The organism is Streptomyces sp. NPDC004111 (assembly GCF_042874215.1).
Classification (GTDB): domain Bacteria; phylum Actinomycetota; class Actinomycetes; order Streptomycetales; family Streptomycetaceae; genus Streptomyces.
Genome location: NZ_JBIAMU010000007.1, coordinates 46,870 through 63,116, shown reverse-complemented (window position 1 = coordinate 63,116; position 16,247 = coordinate 46,870). Strand labels below are relative to the sequence as shown.

Genomic DNA, 16,247 nt, shown 5'->3' with positions numbered 1-16,247 from the left:
TCTCTGCTCTTCTCTGGCTCTAGTCGTCTTCGTTGTCGCCGAAGTCGGGGCGGACGCCCCGGGCGGCCATGACCTCGTCGTTGGAGGTGCCGGCGGCGACCATCGGCCACACCATGGCGTCCTCGTGGACGATGAAGTCGACGACGACCGGGCGGTCGTTGATGGAGTTGGCCTCTTCGATGCACTTGTCGAGGTCCTCGGGACGCTCGCAGCGGATCGCGTGGCAGCCCATCGCCTCGGACAGCTTGACGAAGTCCGGGACCCGGGTGCCCTTGGCCTCGTTGCCCTCGCAGTCCTGACCGCTGTGCAGCACGGTGTTGGAGTAGCGCTGGTTGTAGAAGAGCGTCTGCCACTGGCGGACCATGCCGAGGGCGCCGTTGTTGATGATGGCGACCTTGATCGGGATGTTGTTCAGGGCGCAGGTGGTGAGTTCCTGGTTGGTCATCTGGAAGCAGCCGTCGCCGTCGATCGCCCAGACGGTGCGCTCGGGCTGCCCCGCCTTGGCGCCCATGGCGGCCGGGACCGCGTAGCCCATGGTTCCGGCGCCGCCGGAGTTGAGCCAGGTCGCGGGCTGCTCGTACTGGATGAAGTGCGAGGCCCACATCTGGTGCTGGCCGACGCCCGCGGCGTAGATGGTGCCCTCGGGGGCGAGTTCACCGATCCGCTGGATGACCTGCTGCGGGGAGAGCTGGCCGTTGTCGGGCAGGTCGTAGCCGAGCGGGTAGGTCTCGCGCCAGCGGCTGAGGTCCTTCCACCAGGCGCTGTAGTCCGAGGTGTTGCCCTCGGTGTACTCGGCCTGGACGGCCTGCACCAGGTCGGCGATGACCTCGCGGGCGTCGCCCACGATCGGGACGTCGGCTGCGCGGTTCTTGCCGATCTCGGCCGGGTCGATGTCGGCGTGGACGATCTTCGCGAACGGGGCGAAGCTGTCCAGCTTGCCGGTGACGCGGTCGTCGAAGCGGGCGCCGAGGGCGACGATCAGGTCGGCCTTCTGGAGCGCGGTGACGGCGGTGACCGCACCGTGCATGCCCGGCATTCCGACGTGCAGCGGGTGGCTGTCGGGGAATGCGCCGAGCGCCATCAGTGTGGTGGTGACGGGCGCTCCGGTGAGCTCTGCGAGGACCTTCAGTTCCGCGGTGGCGCGGGCCTTGAGGACGCCGCCGCCGACGTACAGCACGGGCCGTTTGGCGGCGGTGATCAGCTTGGCGGCCTCGCGGATCTGCTTGGCGTGCGGCTTGGTGACGGGCCGGTAGCCGGGCAGGTCGTTGGTGGGCGGCCAGGAGAAGGTGGTCTGTGCCTGGAGGGCGTCCTTGGCGATGTCGACGAGGACGGGACCCGGGCGGCCGGTGGAGGCGATGTGGAAGGCCTCGGCGATGGTGCGCGGGATGTCGGCCGGGTCGGTGACCAGGAAGTTGTGCTTGGTGATCGGCATCGTGATGCCGCAGATGTCCGCCTCCTGGAAGGCGTCGGTGCCGATCGCCTTGGAGGCGACCTGACCGGTGATCGCCACCATCGGCACCGAGTCCATGTGGGCGTCGGCGATGGGGGTGACCAGGTTGGTGGCGCCGGGGCCCGAGGTCGCCATGCAGACGCCGACCTTGCCGGTGGCCTGGGCGTAGCCGGTGGCCGCGTGGCCCGCGCCCTGCTCGTGGCGGACCAGGACGTGGCGGACCCGGGTGGAGTCCATCATCGGGTCGTACGCCGGCAGGATCGCCCCGCCCGGAATGCCGAATACCGTGTCGGCCCCGACCTCTTCGAGCGCCCGGATGAGCGACTTGGCACCCGTCACGTGCTCGATCGGGCTGCTCTGGGGTCCGGTGTTTCGGGGCCGGGGCTGCGGATGGTGGGCCCCGGTGGCCTGCTCGGTCATCGGCATTCTCTTCTCGAAGCTGAGGGTGGGAGCTGCTGAGTGAAGCGGGGTCTTGCGGCGTCGTGAGCGGTGTTTTGCAAGGGTTTGGGCGGTGCTGGTGCAACAAAAAACCCCCCGTGCCGTGAGGCAAGCGAGGGGAGCGCGTCGGAGCGGGACAAGCGGGTTCAGTGGTGAACCCTGCTTCAGCCGACGCGCTTTCCAAGTACGAGAATTCGGGTGCGCATGGCAATGACCCTCCCTCCGGCGCACTGGATGTGTCAAGTGGGTGGGACGGACGTCTCAGTATTTGAGCGCAATGGCGGATGCGTGAACGAGTCGATCCCGGGTGCTCCGGTGTGCCGTACGGGCAGCGCTCCGCCGGTCAGGACGGGGAGCGCACCGCCCGCGCCGCCGGGCACGGGAAAGTCCCCGCGGGCCAGGGCCCTGCGCAGCCGGTACTCGTCGAGGGGTCCGGAGAAGGCCGCGCCCTGGCCGTGCGTACAGCCCATGGCGCGCAGCGCGAGCACCTGTTCGGGGAGGTCGACGCCGTCGGCGACGGACTGCATGCCGAGGTCGGTGGCGATCCGCAGCAGCCCGCTGGTGATCTTGTAGAGCCGGGCGGACTCCACGACGCCCTCGACCAGACCGCGGTCCAGTTTCAGTACGTCGATGGGCAGGCGCCGCAGTGCGTTGATGGCGGCGTAGCCGCTGCCGAAGCCGTCCAGGGCGATGCGGACGCCGAGCCTGCGCAGCGCGGCCAGGCGCTGTTCGAGGTCGTCGAAGGAGACCCGGGGGTCGCTGTCGGAGATCTCTATGACCAGGGCCCCCGACGGCAGCCCGTGCCGGGTGAGGAGGGCCTCCACCGAGCCGAGCGGCAGGGAGCGGTCGAGCAGCCGGCGGGCGGTCATCCGGACGGTGACCGGGACGGGGTGGCCCGCGCGGTTGCGCTCCGCGGCCTGTTCGACGGCCTCCTCCAGGAGCCAGCGGCCGAGCTCCGCGGTGCGGTCGCTGTCGTCGGCGACCCGCAGGAACTCGGCGGGGGTGAAGAGGATGCCCTGGGCGGAGCGCCAGCGGGCCTGGGCCGCGACGGCGGCGACCCGGCCGGTGGCGAGGCTGACCACCGGCTGGTGCAGCAGGGCGAACTCGCCGTCGTGCAGGGCGGACCTGAGGCGGGCCGCGAGTTCGGTGCGGCGGACCACCTCGGCCTGCATCTGGGGGGCGTAGAGCTCGACCCGGTCCTTGCCGGCGGCCTTGGCGCGGTACATCGCGAGGTCCGCGTTGCGCATGAGGTCGGTGGGGCTGATGCCGGGTTCCGCGAAGGCGACGCCGATGGAGGCGGCGACCCGGACATCGTTGCCGTCCACCTGGTACGGCTGGGAGAGGGTAAGCCGCAGCCGGTCGGCGATCTCGTGCACCTGGTACTCGCGGGCGGCCTGGTCGCGGGTGCCGTCGCCCAGGATCAGGGCGGCGAACTCGTCGCCGCCGAGGCGGGCCGCGGTGTCACCGACACGGACCGAGTCCTGGAGGCGGCGGGCGGCCTGGATGAGCAGCTCGTCGCCCGCCTGATGTCCCAGCCGGTCGTTCACCGCCTTGAAGCCGTCCAGGTCGATGAACAGGACGGCGGTGCCGAGGTCGGTGGCGCGGCGGCCGGCCAGCGCCTGGCGGACCCGCTTGGTGAACAGGGCCCGGTTGGGCAGGTCGGTGAGCGGGTCGTGCTCCGCGTTGTGCTGCAACTGGGCCTGGAGGCGGACCCGTTCGGTGACGTCGCGGCTGTTGAAGATCAGGCCGCCCTGGTGGCGGTTGACGGTGGACTCGACGTTGAGCCAGTCGCCGGTGCCGGACTTGAAGCGGCACTCGATGCGGGTGGTGGGCTCCTCCTGGGGGGAGGCGGCGAGGAAGCGGCGGACCTCGTGGACGACGGAGCCGAGGTCGGCGGGGTGGATGATCGAGGCCAGTTCCGAGCCGACCAGTTCCTCCGCCTCGCGCCCGTAGACACCGGAGGCGGCCGGGCTGACGTAGCGCAGTATGCCGGTGGGGGCGGCGATCATGATGACGTCGCTGGAGCCCTGCACCAGGGAGCGGAAGTGGTTCTCCTTCTGGGCCAGTTCCTGGGTGAGGGAGATGTTGTCGACGAGCATGATGCCCTGGCGGACGACGAGCGCCAGGACGACGGTGCAGCCGGTGAAGAGCACCACCCGGTCGAGCTTGTGGCCGTCCATGACGTTGTAGAGGATCCCGAGTACGCAGACCGCGGCGGCCAGGTACGGGGTGAGCGCCGCGAGCGAACCGGCGATGGGGCGGCTGGGGTGGCGGCCGATCGCCCGGCCCTGCGCGGTGCGGGCGCTCGCGCCGTGCGGCGGGCGGGGCGCGGGGCGGGCCTGCGGGCCGTGTCCCCCGGGGGCGCAGGTCCACGGCTGGGCGACCCGGCGCACCCCCCACGGGGCGTACGCGAGCAGCAGCGATCCGGCGAACCAGCCGGCGTCCAGGATCTGCCCGGAGTGGTAGCTCTCGCGCAGCAGCGGCGAGGTGAACAGGGCGTCGCACAGCACGGTCATGGCGAGGGCCGCGATCGCGGTGTTGATCGCGGCCCGGTTGGCCGACGAGCGCCGGAAGTGCAGCGCCAGCACCATGCTGACCAGGGCGATGTCGAGCAGCGGGTAGGCCAGCGAGAGGGCGGCGTGCGCCACGCTGGCGCCCTGGAAGGCCGTGGAGTGTGCGAGGGCCAGGCTCCAGGAGAGGGTGAGCAGGGAGCCCGCGATCAGCCAGGAGTCGAGGGCCAGGCAGACCCAGCCGGCCCGGGTGACGGGGCGCTTGGCGAGGACCAGGAGGCCCACGATGGCGGGCGGTCCGAAGCAGAGGAAGAAGAAGTCGGCGAACGAAGGGGCCGGTACGGGGCGCTCCAGCACCACTTCGTACCAGCCCCAGACCGCGTTCCCGCCGGCCGCCATGAGCGAGGAGGCCGAGAACAGCAGCCAGGCGGGCTTGAAGCGGCTCTCCCTGGAACGGGCGTAGAGAAAACAGGAGACGGCTGCGACGAGGGCCGCGGCGGCGAGGCCGAAGTCGCCCATGATCAGGGCGAGTTGGGGCGAACCCCAGCCGAGGGCCGAGCCCGCGGCGTATCCTCCGCAGATCAGCGCGAGGAGGAGCTGGGTCCGCAGGCTCGACCCGCCGCCGCTCTCCTCGGTGGCCGGATGGTGGGCCAGCAAGGCCCCCGGGGCACTCACCGGGTCTCCCTGGACGGGGGTTTGGGGCGGCGTCCCGGCCACCGGTGGCCGGGACGGTGTCCGAGCCGCGTCGGATCGTCTCTCCATTGGCCGTGCATCGCCCGTCGCCCCCCTTGCCGTGTTCTTCGTGCTCCCCGGCGCCGTGGATGTGGTGCACGGCGCAGCCCCTAGGTCGGGACGATACACCAGACTCGTCACTCAGGGACATAGTTCCTCTACTCTCCGTAACTAGCAGCGGGATTGCGGGAACTGGGCGCGTACGACCGGCTCCGGAGAGTGTCCGGCGGCGGACTTTCCGGGCGTACGGCGCAGCCGTCAGGCCGGTACCTCAGGCCACGGTCCGCACCACGTTGCCGAGGGGTTCACCGGCCGCGTACCGGGTCAGCTGGGCGGCCAGCAGACGCTTGGCGCGCGGCAGGAAGGCGGAGGTGCTGCCGCCCACGTGCGGACTGATCAGCACGCCCGGGGAGTGCCACAGCGGGTGGCCCGCGGGCAGTGGTTCCGGGTCCGTGACGTCGAGCGCGGCCCGCAGCCGGCCCTGCCCGGTCTCGGCGAGGAGGGCCTTGGTGTCGACGACGGGGCCGCGCGAGACGTTCACCAGGAGGGCGCCGTCCTTCATCCGGCCGAGGAAGCCGGCGTCGGCCAGGGAGCGGGTGTCCTCGGTGAGCGGGACCGAGAGGATCACCACGTCCGCCCCGGGCAGCAGCGCGGGCAGATCGGTGAACGCGTGCACGGCGCCGCGCTCCGTGGTGCGCGGGTGGCGCGCGACGCGCGCCACCCGCGCACACTCGAACGGAGTGAGCCGGTCCTCGATGGCGGCGCCGATCGCCCCGTACCCGACGATCAGGACGGACCTGTCGGCGAGCGCGGGGTAGAAGCCGGAGTGCCACTCCTCGTTCCGCTGCCCCTCGACGAAGCGGGGGATGCCGCGCAGCTGGGCGAGGGTCAGGGCGAGGGCGAGTTCGGCGGTGCTGGCCTCGTGGACGCCGCGGGCGTTGCACAGCAGCACGCCGGTGTGCGGTCCCGGCCGCAGCCCGTCCTGGATGCTGTCGACCCCCGCGGTGAGGGTCTGGACGGCGTGCAGCGAGGTCATCCGCGCCAGCGGGCGCTTGGCCACCGCGGGATCCAGCATGTACGGGACCACGTAGAGGGCGCAGTCGGCGGGGTCGGCGGGGTAGTCGCCCCGGCCGTCCCAGCGGCGGTAGGCGAATCCGGCGGCCGAGGCGTCGGGCAGGCCGTCGATCTCGGCGGGGTCCATGGGCAGCCATACGTCAGCAGTCATGCTCCGGAGGCTATGCGAACTGCCCTGACCAGCAGCGGTTAGTTTGGTGGGGGTGCGTCGGGGGGTGCGTCATACGGAGGGGTACGGCAAAGGTGGAGCGCAGGACAATCGGGGCGACAGCGCTCGAAGTGGGCGCGATCGGGCTCGGGTGCATGCCGATGAGCTGGGCGTACACCGGTTCCCGGCAGCGCGGTGACGAGTCGGTGCGGGCCCTGCACTCGGCGCTCGACCAGGGGGCGAACCTGCTCGACACGGCCGACATGTACGGGCCGTTCACCAATGAGCTGCTGATCGGGCGGGTGCTGCGGGAGCGCCGCGCGGACGCCTTCGTGTCGACCAAGGCGGGGCTGCTCGTCGGCGACCAGCACATCGTCGCCAACGGGCGCCCCGGGTACATCCGGCGGGCCTGCGACGCCTCGCTGCGCCGCCTGCAGACCGACGTCATCGACCTCTACCAACTGCACCGCGCCGACCCGGAGATACCCGTCGAGGAGACCTGGGGGGCGATGGCCGAGCTGGTGCGGGCCGGGAAGGTCAGGGCGCTGGGGCTGTGCGCGGTCGGGGCGCGGGCCTCGCGCCGGGCGGGCACCGGCATCGGGCGGCCGGTGACCGGCGGGCTGCACGACGGCACGATCCGCCAACTGGAGCGCGTGCAGCAGGTGTTCCCGGTGGCCGCCGTGCAGGCCGAGCTGTCCGTGTGGTCGCCGGAGGCGCTGACGGGGCTGCTGCCGTGGTGCGAGGCGCGCGGGATCGGCCTGGTGGCGGCGATGCCGCTGGGGAACGGTTTCCTCAGCGGCACCCTGACGCCGGGTCAGGGCTTCGAGCCGGACGACGTACGGGCCAGGCACCCGCGGTTCACGGCGGAGATGATGGCGGCCAACCAGCCCCTGGTGGTGGGCCTGCGGCGGATCGCCGAGCGGCACGGGCCCGGGGTCACTCCGGCGCAGGTGGCGCTGGCCTGGGTGCTGACGCGGGGCCGGCACGTGATCCCGGTGCCCGGCGCGAAGCACGAGCGGTGGGTGACGGAGAACGCGGCGGCGGCCGAACTCGCTCTCACCGACAGGGACTTGGCGGAGATCGCGCAGCTGCCCCCGGCACAGGGCTCCTGGGACTGAGGCGCGGCGCGCCGAACCGGCCGCCGTGCGGTGGCCGCCGGTGTATGAACGGGGGTGAGCTTTCGCGATCGAAGGGATCACATCGTGCGACGTCCTGCTGTGACAGCCGTACTGGCCGCCGCGGCGCTCCTGCTCACGGCGGGGTGCTCCTCCGGCGGTCCGGGCGGTGGCCCCAACCCACCCGACAAGGGCGGGACTTCGGCGCCCGGCAGGGCCGAGCCGACCGGCAGCGCGGTCCCGTCGGCCACCCCGAGCCCCACCGGTGCGCCCGCGAAGGGCTCCGCCGCGGTGACCGGCACCGTAGCGAAGGACCTCAAGTCCCCCTGGGGGCTGGTCGCGCTGCCGGACGGCGACCTGCTGGTCTCCTCCCGCGACGAGGGGTCCCTCACCCGGGTCGACGCAAAGACCGGGAAGCTCACCGCCGTCGGCAGGGTGGTGGGTGTCGCGCCCGCGGGCGAGGGCGGCCTGATGGGGCTCGCCCTGTCCCCCACGTACGCCACCGACCACCAGGTGTACGCGTACTTCACGACCGAGTCCGACAACCGCATCGCCCGCATGATCTACGACGAGAAGCGCCCGGCAGGCCAGCAGCTGGGCGCGCCCGACACGGTGTTCAAGGGCATCCCGAAGGGGACCGTGCACAACGGCGGGCGGATCGCGTTCGGCCCGGACAAGATGCTGTACGCGGGGACCGGGGAGACGGGCGACCGGGGTCTCGCGCAGGACCCGAAGTCGCTCGGCGGGAAGATCCTGCGGATGACGCCGGACGGCGAGCCGGTGCACGGCAACCCGTCGGCCGACTCGGTGGTGTACTCGCTCGGCCACCGCAACGTGCAGGGCCTGGCCTGGGACGAGGACCGGCGGCTGTGGGCGGCGGAGTTCGGCCAGGACACCTGGGACGAGCTGAACCTGATCGAGCCGGGCAGGAACTACGGCTGGCCCACCGTGGAGGGCCGGGCGGGCCGGGCCGGCTTCGTCGACCCCGTCGCGCAGTGGAGGACCGACGACGCCTCGCCCAGCGGCATCGCCGTCGCCGCGGGCTCGGTGTGGGTGGCCGGGCTGAAGGGCGAGCGGCTGTGGCGGGTGCCGCTGGCCGGGGCGAAGCCGGTGGCGGAGCCGCAGGCGTTCCTCACGGGGAAGTACGGGCGGCTGCGGACGGTGCTGGCGGTCGGCGGCGACCAGCTGCTGCTGGTCACCAACGAGACGGACTCCCGGGGATCCCCGCAGGCGGGCGACGACCGGATCCTGAAGGTGACGGTGAAGTAGCCGGTGCCGTGAAGCAGCCGGTGACGGTGAAGCAGCCGGGCGGTGCCGCCGGTCCGTGGCTGCCGAAGGGCCCGCCGCGCCTCCTCGGGCAGGGGCGGCGGGCCCTCGGTCCGGCTACTGCCCCACCGCCGCCGCGGGCCCCGGCAGCTCGTCGGTGCCGAACAGGTCGAGGCGGTGGGCCACGGCCGCGGCCTCGCCCCGGCCGGTGACCTCCAGCTTGGCCAGGATGTTCGAGACGTGCACGCTGGCGGTCTTGGGCGAGATGTAGAGCTCCTCGGCTATCTGCCGGTTGCTGCGGCCCACCGCGACCAGCCGCAGCACGTCCCGCTCGCGCGGGGTGAGGTGGAAGACGGGGGCTCCGGCCTGCGCGGCGGTGGCGGACGGTCCGGCCACCGGGGCCAGCCGGGTGCGCCGGGCGAGGTCGGCGACCTGTTCGGCGAGCGGCCGGGCGCCGAGGTCCCCCGCGGTGGCCCCGGCCAGCCGGAGCAGTTCGGCGGCCCGCTCGCGGACGGCGGCCCCGTCCCGCGCGGCCCCCCGCTCCCGGTCGCCGGACCCCCGCCCCGCGTCGAGCAGGGCGTGCGCCAGGCGGAACCGGACCCGGGCCAGGTCGTAGGGGCGGTCCAGCTCCTCGAAGGCGGAGAGGGTGGCGGCCCAGTCCTCGGGGGTGTCCCGGCCCTCCGCGCGGCGTAGTTCGGCCCGCACCCAGCCGCTGTAGGCGTTCCACAGCGGCACCCCGGTGGCCAGCGAGCGGGCGTGGCCGCGGATCAGCTCCACGGCCTCGGCGCGGCCCGCTCCGGCGGCGGCCAGGGTGCGGGAGTCGGCCTCCATGACGGCGGCGTCCAGCAGCAGCGGCCACACGAAGCGGTGGGTGCCGAGCCGGAACCCGCCCTCGGCGGCGCGGGCCAGCTCGGCGCGGGCGTCCGCGACGCGGCCCTCGCGGGCGGCGACGGCGACACCGATCCGGTGCAGCGGCAGCACGTACTGGGGCATCCGCTCGTGCCGCCCGAAGTGGTTGGTGGCGGCGGTCAGCCGGTCCGCGGCCACGGCGGTCTCGCCGCGGGCGAGGGCCAGTTCGGCGCCCCGGAGCGCCGCGCTGCCGCTCGGCCTCGCGCTGGGGGCGACCCGTTCGGTGAGCAGGCAGTTGGCCTCCACCTCGTCCCAGCGCCCGAGCGAGAACAGGGACTCGGACTGGTTGCCCAGCACCCAGTGCTCGCTGTCGACGAGACCGTGCGCGCGGGCGTACGCGACGCCCTCCTCGCCGATCTCGACGGCTTCGCGGGAGCGGCCGACGGCCTCCAGGTGGGAGGGGATGTTGGAGCGGCAGCGGTTGGCGACGGAGACCAGCTTGCGGGCGAAGGCCCGCTCCTGGACGTCCCGCATCTCGGCGAGGCCCCGCTCGACGTCGCCGGAGTCGACCATCAGGCCGCCGAGGGTGAGGCGGGCGTTCAGCTCGGTCTCCTCGGCGCCCACCATCCGGGAGTACTCGACGGCGCGCTCGGCGGTGGCGATGGCCTCCGGGCCCGGCTCGTGGAGCATGGCCCAGGCCGCGGCGTAGGACAGGATGTCGGCGTGCACCTCCGACGGGGGCAGGCCGCGCACCAGTTCCTGGGCGGTGGTCAGTTCGGCGCGGCTGTCGCCGCTGGCCAGGGAGGACATCGCCTTGGAGCGCTGGAGCCAGAACCAGGCGGCGCGCAGCGCGTCCGACTCGTCGTACCGGGGGGTGCCGTCGGGGCCGGTTCCGGCGTCCTCGTCGAGGAGCCGCAGGGCGCGCTTGGCGAGTTTCAGGGCGCGTTCGCGTTCGCCGGCGAGGCGGGCGGCGACGGTGGCCTCGGCCATCAGGTCCAGGTAGCGCAGCGGGGTGGCGGCCGGGTCGCAGCCGCAGGGCGGGTAGACCTCGGCGAAGTCGATCGGCCGCAGGACGGCGCGCACCTCCCGGGGCGCGTCCTCCCACAGCTCCAGCGCACGCTCCAGCAGCCGGAGCTGTTCGGCGCGGGCGTGCCGCTTGCGGGCCTGGACGGCGGCGCCGAGGACCGCGGGCAGCGCCTTGGCCGCGTCGTGGGCGGCGTACCAGTAGCTGGCGAGGCGGGTGGGGCGCTCCCCGCTGCGGACGACCGAGGGGTCGGCCTCCAGGGCGGTCGCGTACCGCCGGTTCAGCCGGGACCGCTCGCCCGGCAGCAGGTCGTCGCTGACGGCCTCGCGGACGAGGGAGTGCCGGAAGCGGTAGCCGTCGCCGGAGGGCGCGGCCTGGAGGAGGTTCGCGCCGACGGCGGCGCGCAGCGCTTCGATCAGGTCGTCCTCGGCGAGCCCCGCGACGGCGAGCAGCAGCCGGTACTCGACGGTGGACCCGCCCTCGGCGACCACCCGGACGATCCGCTGGGCGTCCTCGGGCAGCGCCTCCACGCGGACCAGCAGGAGGTCGCGGAGCGAGTCGGTCAGGCCCCTGCGGCAGCCGCTGCCCATGGAGACGGCCAGTTCCTCGACGAAGAAGGCGTTGCCGTCGGAGCGTCCGAACACCTCGTCCACGAGGTCGGGCCGGGGCGCGTCGGCGAGGATGCCGGCCAGCTGCCGGTCCACCTCGTCGCGGGTGAAGCGCGGCAGGTCGATGCGCTGGACGGTGCGCAGCCGGTCCAGTTCGGCGAGCAGCGGGCGCAGCGGGTGGCGCCGGTGGATGTCGTCGGCGCGGTAGGTGGCGACGACCACGAGGCGGCCGGTGCGCAGGGTGCGGAAGAGGTAGGCGAGGAGGTTGCGGGTGGAGGCGTCGGCCCAGTGCAGGTCTTCCAGCACGAGCACCACCGTGCGCGCCTCCGCGACCCGCTCCAGCAGCCGGGCGGCCAGCTCGAAGAGGCGGGCGGGGGCTTCCTCGGCGGGGGTGCGGGAGCCGGGGTGGGCGAACTGCTCGGCGTACGGGGCGTGGCCGGCACCGGCGGGGGTGTCGTGCAGTTCGGGCAGCAGGCGGGCGAGTTCGTCCTCCTGGCCGGCGGCGGCGAGGGCCAGTTCCTCGGGGAGGAGGCGGTTAAGGGTGCGCAGGGCTGCGGAGAAGGGGGCGAACGGCAGTCCGTCCGCGCCGATCTCGACACAGCCGCCGACGGCCACGACCGGGGGTGCGGCGGACGCGGAGGGTCCGCCGTGCGGGGTGCCGACGGCGGGGCGGGCCGTGGCGGGGGGCTCGCTCGCGGCGATCCGCTCCAGGAACTCCTCGACGAGCCGGGTCTTGCCGACCCCGGCCTCGCCGGAGAGCAGCAACGCCTGCGGCTCGCCCGCGTCGGCGCGGGCGAGCGCATGGTCGAGGATGGTGAGTTCGTCGGTACGGCCGACGAACACGGGACTGACTGACCTGGTCTCCACGTCGCTGAGCATCGCACAGAGCTTCGAGGAGTCGGCACCCACTGTCCGCATAGCGGGCGGCCCGGTCAGGCGGCGCGGGTGAAGTGCGAACGGAGCGAACTCACCGGGCCCGACGGCCCCTTCGACTTCCCCGCCTTGCGGGCGGCCCGCTCGGCGGCGCGCCCGGCCCGGTACGCCTCACGGGCGAGACGGGCGTGGTTGGCCTCCTCGACGAGGGCGGCGTGGCGGTTCTGGTGGATCTCGTACTCGAACATCTGGGGTTCCCCCTGGGTGAGTGACCTCGGTATCGCGGGCTTCGCGATGCCTCAACCTTCGCTTCCCAGGGGGTGCCGGCACATCGGGAGACTGCCGCATATCCGGGGCGGGGGCGGGACCCCAGGGGGCCTTAGACGGTCCCGGGCCGCCTTAGGCAGGGGGTGGTGCGGGAGTACGGACCCCTAAGCACCCCGCCGGTGTCCTAGGCGGACGGCGGGGTGGGCATCGCCGCGAACAGGTCGAAGTACATTCCCGCGGAGATCAGCAGGCCGATGATGCCGAGGATCACACCGCCCCAGGCCACCGCCCTGATCCACACGGGCCTCGCCGCCGCGGCGGCGGGGCCGGTGGCCGGGGCCGGCCGCGCGCCCGAGCGGAGCGCGAGCAGCACGCCCGCTCCCACCAGCAGTGCCAGGAGCGCGAAACCGCCGTTGACCAGTGCCGTGGTGTGCCAGGCGTTGCCGTACAGGCCGTCGATCTGCGCGGCGGGGTCGCTCGACTTCGACAGGGTCAGCTGGCCGACCAGGGTCTCGCGTTCGGCGAGGACCCGGCCGGTCCAGCCGCCGGTGAGGGCGACCAGGCCCAGCCCGGCCGAGACGATCGCGCCGGCCCCGGAGCCGACCCCGGCGGAGGCCGCGGCCTCGCGCGCCTCCTCGGCGTCCAGTTCGGCCTCCAGCGCGGCCGTCTCCTCCGCGGTGAGCTCGCCCTCGGACCCGGCGGCGGGAGGGGTCGCGCCGGTGGCGGGGGCGTCCTTCTCGGCGGCGTCGCGTATGCCGTCGTCGGCCGCGGGGGTGCCCTCGGCCTCGGTCTTCTTGTCGGTCTCGGTACGGGTCTTGGCGTTCATGCGCCGCACGCTAGGTCCCGTATCTGAGAGTCCCCTTAACGCGCCGCCGCGCACCTCGCCGGGTCCCGGACCCGCGCACCTCGCAGGCCCGGACCGACGCGCCGCCCCGGTCCAGGACGCGCGCCCCCGCGGTCCCGGACCCGCGCGCCACCGCAGGGCCGCGCCCTCCGCGGAGGGCCGCACGTCACCGCGCGTCCGCTCCCTCCCCGGTCCCGGACCCGCGCGTCACCGCGCGTCCGCGGCATCCGCCGTGCGTGCCGCGCGCCATTCCCGGTCCAGCAGTGACCAGACCTCGTCGTCGTGCCACTCCCCCCGGTAGTGGTACGCCTCGCGCAGGACGCCGTCCCTGCGCATGCCCAGCCGTCTGGCCACGTTGATGCTGGCGGTGTTCTCCGGGCTGACCACCCACGCGACCCGGTGGATGCCGCGCTCGAACACCGCCCAGTCGATCAGCGCCCGGCACGCCCTGGTGACCAGCCCCCGCCCGGCGGCCGACGGCTCCAGCCAGCAGCCCAGCTCGCAGGTCCCCGCCGCCGCGTCGAACAGCCGGAACATGACGCCGCCGACGAGCGTGCCGTCCAGCCAGATCCCGTAGAGCCGGCCCGCGTCGGCGGCGGCCTTGTCCGCGTACCGCTGGAGGAAGCCGCGCGCGGACTCCAGGTCCTTGTTCACGTCCGGCATGCCGACGAACCTGCCGATGTACTCCCGGCCCCGGTCCACGTGCGCCAGGAACTCCTCGGCCCGCCACGGTTCCAACGGCCGCAGCACCGCGCCGCCGCCTTCGCCCGCGTCCCCCAGCTCCAAGCCGAACATGCCCTCTCCCCGCTCCCGTCGGTCACATCGCTGCGGGGATCCTCGCACGTCCGGCCCGGGGCCCGGCGGGCGCGGGCGTCAGCCCGAGATGCTGGGCCGTCCGTTCTCGATGTGGCCCATCAGACGGCGCCGGAAGCCCGGCTCGCCCTCGACGGTGACCGCGAGGTCGTACCAGCCGTGCGCGTCGTCGGCGGAGTGCACGATGCTGCGGCTGCGCCCCGGGCGGACGCTGATCCGGCGCGGGCGGCGCTCGTCGAGGTCGTCCTCGTCGGCGTAGGCCAGCGGCTGCACGGTGAACACGACGGCCTTGCGGCCCCGGTTCGTCAGGGTCAGGTGCAGGTCCCGGTCGCGGGCCTCGATACGGGAGGACACCTCCGCCGTCCCCGACTTCGTACCGGCGAACTCGCGGCGGAAGCCGTTGGGGCCGGTGACGGTGAAGCGGTACGCGTCCCCGTTCAGCGGCACGGTCCAGGACGCCTCGCCGCGGGCCTTCACGTCCAGGTGCTGGGGTGCGGCGAACTCACCGGCGTACGGGTAGAGCGCGAAGTGCGTACTGGCCCGGCCGGAGTTGGAGACCGACAGCCGCAGCGAGGCGCCGTCCCTGGCCACCTTGCCGTGCGCGTCCGGCTGGTAGGGCAGGGCCCGCGCCCGGCGGTGGCCCGGCTCCTGGGCCGGCATGTGCTGCTCGGCCGGCGGCACCGGACGCCAGCGGCCGGTGAACGGCGGGATGCTGCCCGGCCGGTCGACGGCGGGCTGCCGGTAGGACCGGTGGAAGTCGAACGCGGAGGTGAGGTCGCCGGTGACCTGCCTGCGCCACGGGGTGATGTTGGGCTCGCGCACCCCCGTCCACTGCTCCAGGAAGCGGATCACCGAGGTGTGGTCGAAGGTCTCCGAGCAGACGTGGCCGCCGACCGTCCACGGCGAGATGACCAGCATCGGCACCCGGATGCCGAGCCCGGTCGGCCTGCCCTTCCAGCGCTCGTCGGTGTTGTTCTCCGGCGGGACGGGCGGCGGCACGTGGTCGAAGAAGCCGTCGTTCTCGTCGTAGTTGATCAGGACGGCGGTGTGCCGCCAGACGTCGGGGTGCGAGGCGAGCGCGTCGAGGATCTGGTAGACGAGGGAGGCGCTGGCGACCGGCGAGGAGGACCCGGGGTGCTCGGAGTCGACGGCCGAGGGCACCAGGTAGGAGACCTCGGGCAGCTTGCCCGCGGCCACGTCGGCGCGGAACTTCTTGGCGAGGCCGCCGGTCTCGACGCGCCGCAGTCCGCGCTCGAAGAGCGAGCGCTCGTGCTTGTCGAGGGTCGCGACGCCCTCTTCGAGGAGCCCCAGCAGCCTGGTCCGCTCGGCGGCGTCCTTGGTGTCGCGCACCTTCGCGTAGAAGGACTCCATGAAGGTGTGGCCACCGGTCTTCGCGAGCGCCTTGCGGGCGATCTTCTTGAAGCTGGTGAAGAACTCGATGTTGTTGTCGGTGAAGTTCTCCCACTCGGTGTACGTCTGCCAGCTGCGGCCCGCCTTCTCCAGCCGCTCTGCGTACGTCGGCCAGGGGTAGCCGGGGTGGGTGTCCTCGGCGTACGCCGCGTTGGACACCGCGCGGTTGCCGTCGGCCTCGTAACCCGTCCAGCCGGACCACAGGTGGTTGCGGTTGGGGCTGGTGGAGGTGTGGATGGAGGAGTGGTAGGCGTCGCAGATGGTGAAGGTGTCGGCCAGCTCGTAGTGCAGCGGCAGGTCACGGCGGTCGTAGTAGGCCATGGTGGCGCCGGTCTTCGCGGTCACCCAGCCGTTCATCCAGCCCTGGTTCCAGGCCTTGGCGCCGCCGTCCCACGAGTGGTCGAGGTCGCCGATGTACTGGAGGTCCTTCTTCTGCGCGTCGGCCGCGTCCCGCACCGGGAAGGGCAGCACCGTCTTCAGCGGCCCCGACGGCTGCTCGAACACCGGCTTGCCGCCGGGCAGTTCGATGGCGTTGCGGTCCCCGAACCCGCGGACGCCGCGCAGGGTGCCGAAGTAGTGGTCGAAGGACCGGTTCTCCTGCATCAGTACGACGACGTGCTTGATCGCGCGCAGTCCGCCGGACGCCGGCTTCTGTGCGGCGATGGCGGCCTGCAGCGACGGCGGCAGCAGTGATCCCGCCGCGGCGACGCCGAGCGCCCCGCCGCCGATCGCGAACAGCCGTCGCCGGGTGAGGTCAGTGGCCAAGGGGTTCCTCCCGAGTCAGTGGTGATGTCGGGAAATTACTGAGGCGGCGTGGCATGGAGAA

At 73.3% G+C, this 16,247-nt stretch carries 10 protein-coding genes; 2 read left to right on the top strand and 8 right to left on the bottom strand.

What is annotated here, in order from left to right:
• Window positions 1–19 precede the first annotated feature (19 nt).
• From ACFYVL_RS15795 to ACFYVL_RS15785, 3 genes are all read right to left on the bottom strand, one after another.
• Window positions 20–1,876 (bottom strand): acetolactate synthase large subunit, encoded by a 1,857-nt coding sequence (locus ACFYVL_RS15795; RefSeq protein WP_389244933.1) that lies wholly within the window; start codon window positions 1,874–1,876, stop codon window positions 20–22.
• A 251-nt stretch (window positions 1,877–2,127) separates the two neighbouring features.
• A complete protein-coding gene (locus tag ACFYVL_RS15790) occupies window positions 2,128–5,073 on the bottom strand; it encodes a putative bifunctional diguanylate cyclase/phosphodiesterase (protein WP_389244931.1) in 2,946 nt (981 codons plus the stop codon).
• A gap of 328 nt (window positions 5,074–5,401) precedes the next feature.
• Window positions 5,402–6,355 (bottom strand): 2-hydroxyacid dehydrogenase, encoded by a 954-nt coding sequence (locus ACFYVL_RS15785; RefSeq protein WP_389244929.1) that lies wholly within the window; start codon window positions 6,353–6,355, stop codon window positions 5,402–5,404.
• 92 nt (window positions 6,356–6,447) lie between these two features.
• On the opposite strand from ACFYVL_RS15785, the gene ACFYVL_RS15780 reads away from it, so the two are divergent.
• Together ACFYVL_RS15780 and ACFYVL_RS15775 are read left to right on the top strand one after the other, a co-directional pair.
• Window positions 6,448–7,470, top strand: coding sequence for an aldo/keto reductase (locus ACFYVL_RS15780; protein WP_389244927.1), 1,023 nt, complete (start codon window positions 6,448–6,450; stop codon window positions 7,468–7,470).
• Window positions 7,471–7,554: 84 nt separating this feature from the next.
• On the top strand, window positions 7,555–8,736 hold the full coding sequence (locus ACFYVL_RS15775; RefSeq protein ID WP_389244925.1) for a PQQ-dependent sugar dehydrogenase: 1,182 nt from the start codon (window positions 7,555–7,557) through the stop codon (window positions 8,734–8,736).
• Between the two features lie 114 nt (window positions 8,737–8,850).
• Here ACFYVL_RS15775 and ACFYVL_RS15770 read toward each other — a convergent pair whose 3' ends face one another.
• From ACFYVL_RS15770 to ACFYVL_RS15750, 5 genes are all read right to left on the bottom strand, one after another.
• Complete coding sequence (locus ACFYVL_RS15770; RefSeq protein ID WP_389244923.1) at window positions 8,851–12,093, bottom strand: AAA family ATPase; 3,243 nt, start codon at window positions 12,091–12,093, stop codon at window positions 8,851–8,853.
• A 53-nt stretch (window positions 12,094–12,146) separates the two neighbouring features.
• A complete protein-coding gene (locus tag ACFYVL_RS15765) occupies window positions 12,147–12,335 on the bottom strand; it encodes a hypothetical protein (RefSeq protein WP_389244921.1) in 189 nt (62 codons plus the stop codon).
• Window positions 12,336–12,538: 203 nt separating this feature from the next.
• Window positions 12,539–13,180: a hypothetical protein gene (locus tag ACFYVL_RS15760; protein WP_389244919.1), complete on the bottom strand. Its 642-nt coding sequence runs from the start codon at window positions 13,178–13,180 to the stop codon at window positions 12,539–12,541.
• Window positions 13,181–13,405: 225 nt separating this feature from the next.
• Window positions 13,406–13,993, bottom strand: coding sequence for a GNAT family N-acetyltransferase (locus ACFYVL_RS15755; RefSeq protein WP_389244917.1), 588 nt, complete (start codon window positions 13,991–13,993; stop codon window positions 13,406–13,408).
• A gap of 78 nt (window positions 13,994–14,071) precedes the next feature.
• Window positions 14,072–16,186: a phosphocholine-specific phospholipase C gene (locus tag ACFYVL_RS15750; RefSeq protein ID WP_389244915.1), complete on the bottom strand. Its 2,115-nt coding sequence runs from the start codon at window positions 16,184–16,186 to the stop codon at window positions 14,072–14,074.
• Window positions 16,187–16,247 lie beyond the last annotated feature (61 nt).

What these genes read in the sequence shown, in the direction of transcription:
- ACFYVL_RS15795 (WP_389244933.1), bottom strand. Translation starts at nt 1,876, where the DNA reads ATGCCGATGACCGAGCAGGCCACCGGGGCCCACCATCCGCAGCCCCGG.
- ACFYVL_RS15785 (WP_389244929.1), bottom strand. Translation starts at nt 6,355, where the DNA reads ATGACTGCTGACGTATGGCTGCCCATGGACCCCGCCGAGATCGACGGC.
- ACFYVL_RS15770 (WP_389244923.1), bottom strand. Translation starts at nt 12,093, where the DNA reads ATGCTCAGCGACGTGGAGACCAGGTCAGTCAGTCCCGTGTTCGTCGGC.
- ACFYVL_RS15765 (WP_389244921.1), bottom strand. Translation starts at nt 12,335, where the DNA reads ATGTTCGAGTACGAGATCCACCAGAACCGCCACGCCGCCCTCGTCGAG.
- ACFYVL_RS15760 (WP_389244919.1), bottom strand. Translation starts at nt 13,180, where the DNA reads ATGAACGCCAAGACCCGTACCGAGACCGACAAGAAGACCGAGGCCGAG.
- ACFYVL_RS15755 (WP_389244917.1), bottom strand. Translation starts at nt 13,993, where the DNA reads ATGTTCGGCTTGGAGCTGGGGGACGCGGGCGAAGGCGGCGGCGCGGTG.